The sequence below is a fragment of the Leisingera sp. ABD4_442 genome (assembly GCF_056160905.1).
In genome coordinates, this window is record NZ_JBSWYB010000034.1 from 41942 (window position 1) to 48593 (window position 6652).

Here is a 6652-nt window from a genome sequence, read left to right on the forward strand (position 1 = left end):
GAGTCTTTACGCGTTTGCGGGGCGCCGGTCCAGATGCCTGATGAGTTTGGGGGCGGCTATCATGCCGCAGGCCATGGCTGCCAGAAACAGCGCCCCCTGCCAGCCGTTATAGCTGAGAGAGGCCAGCGCCGGGCCTGGGCACAGCCCGGCCAGCCCCCAGCCCGCCCCGAACATCAGCGATCCCAGAACCAGACGGCGGTCCAGCTCTGTCCGCGGCGGGGCAGGGAAGCTGCCGCCGGCAGCGGGGCGGCGGCCCCGGGACAGGCGCCAGGCCAATGCCATAGGTATCAGCGCGCCGCCCATCACAAAGGCCAGGGCAGGATCCCATTGCCCGAAGATATCCAGCCAGCCCTGGACTTTGGCGGTGTCTGTCATGCCGGCCAGCATCAGCCCGGCCCCGAACAGGCTGCCAGCAGCAAGCGCAAGAAAAAGCCGAAGCATCAGATAACTCCCAGAAGCTGACGCAGAACTGCAAGTGTCAGAATGCCCGCCAGCATGAACACAGCAGTTGCCGTGATCCCGCGCAAGGACAGCCGGGAGATGCCGCATACCCCGTGGCCGGAGGTGCAGCCGTTTGCGATCCGTGTTCCCAGCCCGACCAGCAGGCCTGCAATCACCAGGACAGCAGCGCTGCCTGTAACATGAGTTGCAGGTGTGGCGCCGCTTGCAAGGCCGATCAGCAGCGGCATCCCGGTCACACCCGCGATGAAGGCGGCCCGCTCCGCTGCTATGCCGCGCCCGCTGCCATCCAGAAGGCCGCCCAGAATGCCGCTGGCGCCCATGATCCGGCCATTGCCCAGCAGATACACCGCTCCGCCTAGGCCGATCAAAAGACCGCCGCACAGGCCCCAAATCCAATCCGCTTCCATTTGCCTGCTCCGTCTGGTCCGCTCAGATCTTGTTGACTGGAATCTTCAGGAACACATCGCCCTGTTCATCCGGCTCCGGCATCTGGCCTGCGCGCATGTTGACCTGCAGCGAGGGCAGTATCAGCCGCGGCATGCCCAGGGTTGCATCGCGGGCGTCGCGCATCTCGACGAACGCCTCGGCGCTGCGCCCGGCACCGACATGCACGTTCAGGGCCTTCTGCTCGCCCACCGTGGTCTCCCAGGCGTACTCGTCGCGCCCTGGCGCCTTGTAGTCGTGGCCGACGAAAATGCGGGTCTCATCAGGCAGCGCCAGTATTCTTTGGATAGATTCATAAAGGTCGGCTGAAGAGCCGCCCGGAAAGTCGCAGCGCGCCGTGCCGAAATCAGGCATGAACAATGTATCGCCAACAAAAGCGGCGTCGCCGATTACATAGGTGAGGCAGGCCGGCGTGTGCCCGGGGGTATGCAATACCTCGCCGCGCATCTGGCCGATCATGAAACTGTCGCCCTCGCGGAACAAACGGTCGAACTGGCTGCCATCGCGCTGAAACTCGGTGCCTTCGTTGAAGATCTTTCCGAACGTGTCCTGTATCACCGTGATCCGGCTGCCAATCCCGATTTTTCCGCCCAGCTGTTCCTGCAGATAGGGTGCGGCAGAGAGGTGGTCGGCATGCACATGGCTTTCCAGGATCCATTCCACCCGCAGGCCTTGTTCCCTGACCCAGGCGATTATCGCGTCCGCGGAGGCTGTGCAGGTGCGCCCGGCTGCCTGGTCGTAATCCAGAACAGAATCGATGATTGCACAGGCAGAGCCCTCTGGTTCCCGAAACACATAGGAGACAGTGTTGGTTGCTTCGTCGAAAAAGGCCTGGACGGCAGGGGTCATCGGTCGCTCTCCCTTTGGTTCGGGAAGTCATATATTAGTTTTTGAATGCGTTTCAAGCAGGCACGGGCCGTTAGATGAGCCGCGTGTGGAAATCATCGCAGCCGTCTGATTTGTGTCAAGGCAGAGCGCTGGCGCCGCGCCGTAGTCTCGGCTTGCATCAAAGGCGCCCGGGGAATCGTCAGAAGGCCGGCAAAGATGCGCAAATTTTCGCCGCGCCGCTCAGATTTTGCGGGCTTTCGTATCACTGTTGCGAAATGCTGGCATACTCACAGGACGTAGGGAGGACTGCTCATGACTCAGGAAGATCTGCTGCACACCGTCGAAACCCTGGAAACAAGGATCCGGCAAGAGACCGGACCGGACCGGCTGGCGATGCGGCCGGAATTCATCCGGCTGCTGGACTACATGCGCAAGACCGGTGGAGAGGTGCCTGGACGGCTCCGCCGTTTGGAAGCAGCGCTTTGCGAGGAAGCGGTCGAGGAGATGTTTGACAATATGCCGGTCTGACTGGCCTGTCAGGGCTGGGCTGCCCCGTTAAGGCCGGAAGTCAGCCCAGGAAAATGCCAACCATCACCAGCATCAGTCCCAGAACGGACAGCAGCAGGGCGCCCAGGTTGTAGGGCAGCACTGACTGCACCACAGTGCGGAGATCTTCGTCGCTGAGGTTCTGGCGCCGCGCGCGGGCTACCTTGATAATGCACCAGATCAGTCCAAGCAGGCCGGCAACGGACACGGCTGCTCCGGTCCAGACGATGAGTTCAAACATGAATGCGCTCCTGCGGAAATGGTGCTGCGCGGCGAGTAGCCGATCCGCGGCGCGCGCGCAAGCAGCCGGTGGAAGGGTCCGGTTTCCGCCTGACTGTCCGCCCGCAGCTCTTTCGCTGCTTGCAGTGCCGCAGGCGGGGCGCTATCCCCTTGCTCCGACAGCAACTGACAGCCTTTGCCGACGGAGCCGCAGATGGACATCACCGAAGACGAAAAGAGCGAAAACTACCGAGTGACCGCTGGCGAATTGCGCCAGTTCATCGAGCGCTTCGAGCGTTTGGATGAGGAAAAGAAGACCATCGCCGAGCAGCAGAAAGAGGTGATGGCCGAGGCCAAGGGCCGCGGCTATGACACCAAGGTGATGCGAAAGATCATCGCCCTGCGCAAGCGCGACGAAAACGACATCGCCGAGGAAGAGGCGGTGCTGGAAATGTACAAGGAAGCGCTTGGCATGTAAGCCGCGCTGCCGTTCCGAAAATCAAAGCCGCGCAGGTGCTGGGCCTGCGCGGATTTTGTTTTTGCAGCGCTTGCGTTGAGAAACTTTAAGCTTGAAATAAATGCTGCGGCAGAGCTATTGTCGCCTCAGGCAGTGATCAGCAAAGGAGTTCCGCCATGCCGGCCATCAGCGTGCATCCCGAAGGGTGGAAGCCCGCAAAAGGCTATGCCAATGGCATGGTGGCAGAAGGCCGGCAGCTGTTTGTCGGCGGCCAGATCGGCTGGACTGCAGATCAAGTGTTCGAGGCGCAGGACTTCATCGGGCAAATGAGCCAGGCGCTGCGCAATATACTTGACGTCGTCGAAACGGCGGGCGGCACAGTCCAGGATATCACCAGGCTTACTTGGTATGTGACGGACAAGGCAGAGTACCTGGCCCACCAGGCGGAGGTCGGGAAAGCGTACCGCGCGGTGATGGGCTACCACTTCCCGGCCATGACCATGGTGGTGGTTTCCGCCTTGGTCGAGGATGAGGCCAAGGTGGAAATCGAAGCCACTGCAGTGCTGCCATCCTGAGGCTGTGCAGGGACCAGGGCCAGTGCTTTCACGCCGTTGAAAGGCTGGCACAGGATCAGGCCATTGACGCCATTTCGGGGTGAGAGCCTCGGTTTCAGAATGTATTTGATCGGCTGCAGGCGCAATTCGGCCGAATGCTGTTCTGGCATAATCCAGCTTTTTCAATCCGTTGCAGGCCGTTCTTCCGGGGGTGGCATTTTTTTTGCCCGAAGAAAAATTTTACCAGTTGATAAAAAATCAGACTGTGGCACTCTGATATCAGAACAATAGAAAATCAGGGAGACACCCAATGGCGACCAGCCATCAGGCATCCGGCATTCAGGCAGCGCGTTTGGACGCTGACGGGATCGCTGAGAATTTCTCGGACCTGCATCCAGCCTATGACGCGCATGAGGCAGCCGTGGCGGCGGACCGCTGCTACTTCTGCTATGACGCGCCTTGCATGACCGCATGTCCAACCTCCATCGACATCCCTCAGTTCATCCGGGAGATCCAGGCAGGCCACGCCGAAAGCGCGGCCCGCACCATTCTGGAGCAAAACATCCTGGGCGGCATGTGCGCCCGGGTCTGCCCGACCGAAACCCTGTGCGAAGAGGCCTGCGTGCGTGAAACCGCCGAGGGTAAGCCGGTCGAGATCGGCCGTCTGCAGCGCTATGCCACCGACACGCTGATGGAGAAGGGCGAGCACCCTTTCACCCGCGCCGCAGCGACCGGCAAGAAAGTGGCCGTCGTGGGGGCCGGTCCGGCTGGCCTGGCGGCGGCGCACCGGCTGGCAATGCTGGGCCACGATGTGGTGGTCTATGACGCCAAACCCAAGGCGGGCGGCCTCAACGAATTCGGCATCGCGGCTTACAAATCTACCAACGACTTTGCCGCGCGCGAGGTCGAGTGGCTGCTGCAGATCGGCGGCATTGCAATGGGTTACGGAAAGAAGCTGGGCGCGGAGCTTTCCCTGGACGCTCTGAAGGCGGATTATGATGCTGTGTTCCTCTCCATCGGTCTGGCGGGGGTTAACGCCCTGCGTGCGCCGGGCGAGGACAAGGACGGTGTGCGCGACGCGGTGGAGTTCATTGCCGAGCTGCGCCAGGCTGAGGATCTGACCGCGCTGCCGGTGGGCCGCAATGTGGTAGTGATCGGTGGCGGCATGACGGCGGTCGATGCCGCGGTGCAATCGAAACTTCTGGGTGCTGAAAACGTCACCATCGCCTACCGCCGCGGGCGCGAGGACATGGGCGCCAGCCGCTTTGAACAGGATCTGGCGGCCTCCAAGGGCGTCAAACTGATGTTCAATGTCATGCCCAAGGCGGTGCTTGGCAATGGTGCAGCGGCGGAGATCGAACTGGAGTATACTCAGGTCGCAGAAGGCAAGGTGTCCGGTACCGGCGAGACCGTGCGATTGGCCGCGGATCAGGTGTTCAAGGCCATCGGCCAGACGCTGGAGGGCCAGCCCGATGCGCTGGAACTTGAGGGCCGAAAGATCAAGGTCTCCGAGACCGGACGCACCTCGATGGCAGGGGTCTGGGCGGGTGGCGACTGCGCCTCGGGCGGCGAGGACCTCACCGTGACCGCCGTGGCCGAAGGCCGCGATGCCGCAATGGACATTCACTCCAGCCTGATGGGCTGAGCCAGCTCGGGCGCAGTCAAACTGCCCCGAAGCGAGCCTTAAGAGGAGAGATCAAATGGCTGATCTGACAACAGAATTTCTGGGGATCAAATCCCCCAACCCATTCTGGCTGGCCTCCGCGCCGCCAACCGACAAGGAATACAACGTCCGCCGCGCCTTTGAGGCCGGCTGGGGCGGCGTGGTCTGGAAGACCCTCGGCGCCGAAGGCCCGCCGGTGGTCAATGTGAACGGCCCGCGGTACGGCGCAATCTGGGGGGCTGACCGCCGCCTCTTGGGTCTCAACAACATTGAGCTGATCACCGACCGGCCACTGCAGACCAACCTGGAGGAAATCACCAGGGTTAAGAAGGACTACCCGGACCGGGCGGTAATCGTCTCGATCATGGTGCCCTGCGAAGAGCAGGCCTGGAAAGACATCCTGCCGCAGGTGGAGGCCACCGGCGCCGACGGGATTGAGCTGAACTTCGGCTGTCCGCATGGCATGGCCGAACGCGGCATGGGCTCTGCCGTGGGGCAGGTTCCGGAGTACATCCAAATGGTCACCGAGTGGTGCAAGAAGTACTACTCCAAGCCGGTGATCGTGAAGCTGACTCCGAACATCACCGACATCCGCCATCCTGCGCGGGCGGCTAATGCGGGTAATGCCGATGCGGTCAGCCTGATCAACACCATCAACTCGATCACTTCGGTGGACCTCGACAGCATGGCGCCTGAGCCGACCATCGGCGGCAAGGGCACCCACGGCGGCTATTGCGGCCCGGCGGTGAAACCGATTGCGCTGAACATGGTTGCTGAGATTGCCCGCGATGCGCAGACCCGCGGTCTGCCGATTTCTGCCATTGGCGGTGTTACCACCTGGCGCGACGCTGCAGAGTTCATGGCAATGGGGGCTGGCAACGTGCAGGTCTGCACCGCGGCAATGACCTATGGTTTCAACGTGGTGAAGGAGATGATCTCCGGTCTGTCCAATTGGATGGATGAGAAGGGCTATACCTCCACCCAGGACTTCATCGGCATGGCGGTGCCGAATGTGACCGACTGGCAGTATCTGGACCTGAACTATGTCACCAAGGCCAAGATCAGCCAGGACGATTGCATCAAATGCGGCCGCTGTTTTGCCGCCTGCGAGGACACCTCGCACCAGGCAATTGCGATGAGCGAAGACCGCGTGTTCACGGTGAAGGACGACGAGTGCGTCGCCTGCAACCTCTGTGTGAATGTCTGCCCGGTCGAAGGCTGCATCACCATGGAGGAGGTGCCGGCGGGCCAGATCGACGAACGCACCGGCGAGGTGGTCTCGGACGATTATGCCAACTGGACCACCCATCCGAACAACCCGGCAGCCACAGCGGCGGAGTGACCTCTGCCGGGGCCGGCACCGGGTGTCCTCCCGCCCGTCGCCGGCCTCCTTTGCAGCAGACCGTCTCCCGTTGGGCCCGGGGGGGGGGGGTGTTTTGGGGGAGGGGAAGGGAAAAAAGGAGGGGGGGGGGGGAAGAA

Annotated in this window: 9 protein-coding genes; 5 read left to right on the top strand and 4 right to left on the bottom strand. The window is 62.0% G+C overall.

Annotation, left to right across the window (positions count from 1 at the left end):
• Nucleotides 1-6: 6 nt before the first annotated feature.
• The 3 genes from ACXAHG_RS19200 to ACXAHG_RS19210 are packed head-to-tail and all read right to left on the bottom strand — an operon-like array spanning nt 7 to nt 1755.
• The gene (locus ACXAHG_RS19200; RefSeq protein ID WP_475059908.1) at nt 7-441 is read right to left on the bottom strand and encodes a DUF6691 family protein; all 435 of its coding nucleotides are present in this window, start codon (nt 439-441) and stop codon (nt 7-9) included.
• Nucleotides 441-869, bottom strand: coding sequence for a YeeE/YedE family protein (locus tag ACXAHG_RS19205; protein ID WP_475059910.1), 429 nt, complete (start codon nt 867-869; stop codon nt 441-443). The genes ACXAHG_RS19200 and ACXAHG_RS19205 overlap by 1 nt, the downstream gene beginning before the upstream one ends.
• Before the next feature lie 22 nt (nt 870-891).
• Nucleotides 892-1755, bottom strand: coding sequence for an MBL fold metallo-hydrolase (locus ACXAHG_RS19210; protein WP_475059912.1), 864 nt, complete (start codon nt 1753-1755; stop codon nt 892-894).
• A gap of 291 nt (nt 1756-2046) precedes the next feature.
• Between ACXAHG_RS19210 and ACXAHG_RS19215 the strand changes: the two genes are divergently transcribed.
• Nucleotides 2047-2262, top strand: coding sequence for a hypothetical protein (locus ACXAHG_RS19215; protein WP_475059914.1), 216 nt, complete (start codon nt 2047-2049; stop codon nt 2260-2262).
• Between the two features lie 40 nt (nt 2263-2302).
• Here ACXAHG_RS19215 and ACXAHG_RS19220 read toward each other — a convergent pair whose 3' ends face one another.
• Nucleotides 2303-2521 carry a hypothetical protein gene (locus ACXAHG_RS19220; RefSeq protein WP_475042760.1) on the bottom strand — a complete coding sequence of 73 codons (219 nt, stop codon included), beginning with the start codon at nt 2519-2521 and terminating at the stop codon, nt 2303-2305.
• A 192-nt stretch (nt 2522-2713) separates the two neighbouring features.
• Between ACXAHG_RS19220 and ACXAHG_RS19225 the strand changes: the two genes are divergently transcribed.
• The 4 genes from ACXAHG_RS19225 (at nt 2714) to preA (ending at nt 6515) form a co-directional block, all read left to right on the top strand.
• Complete coding sequence (locus ACXAHG_RS19225; protein WP_008553759.1) at nt 2714-2977, top strand: DUF2312 domain-containing protein; 264 nt, start codon at nt 2714-2716, stop codon at nt 2975-2977.
• A 155-nt stretch (nt 2978-3132) separates the two neighbouring features.
• Entirely contained in the window at nt 3133-3531 is a 399-nt protein-coding gene (locus ACXAHG_RS19230) for a RidA family protein (RefSeq protein ID WP_475042762.1), read from the top strand.
• A 289-nt stretch (nt 3532-3820) separates the two neighbouring features.
• Nucleotides 3821-5155: an NAD(P)-dependent oxidoreductase gene (locus ACXAHG_RS19235; RefSeq protein WP_475059916.1), complete on the top strand. Its 1335-nt coding sequence runs from the start codon at nt 3821-3823 to the stop codon at nt 5153-5155.
• A 55-nt stretch (nt 5156-5210) separates the two neighbouring features.
• Nucleotides 5211-6515: an NAD-dependent dihydropyrimidine dehydrogenase subunit PreA gene (gene preA / locus ACXAHG_RS19240; RefSeq protein WP_475059919.1), complete on the top strand. Its 1305-nt coding sequence runs from the start codon at nt 5211-5213 to the stop codon at nt 6513-6515.
• Nucleotides 6516-6652 lie beyond the last annotated feature (137 nt).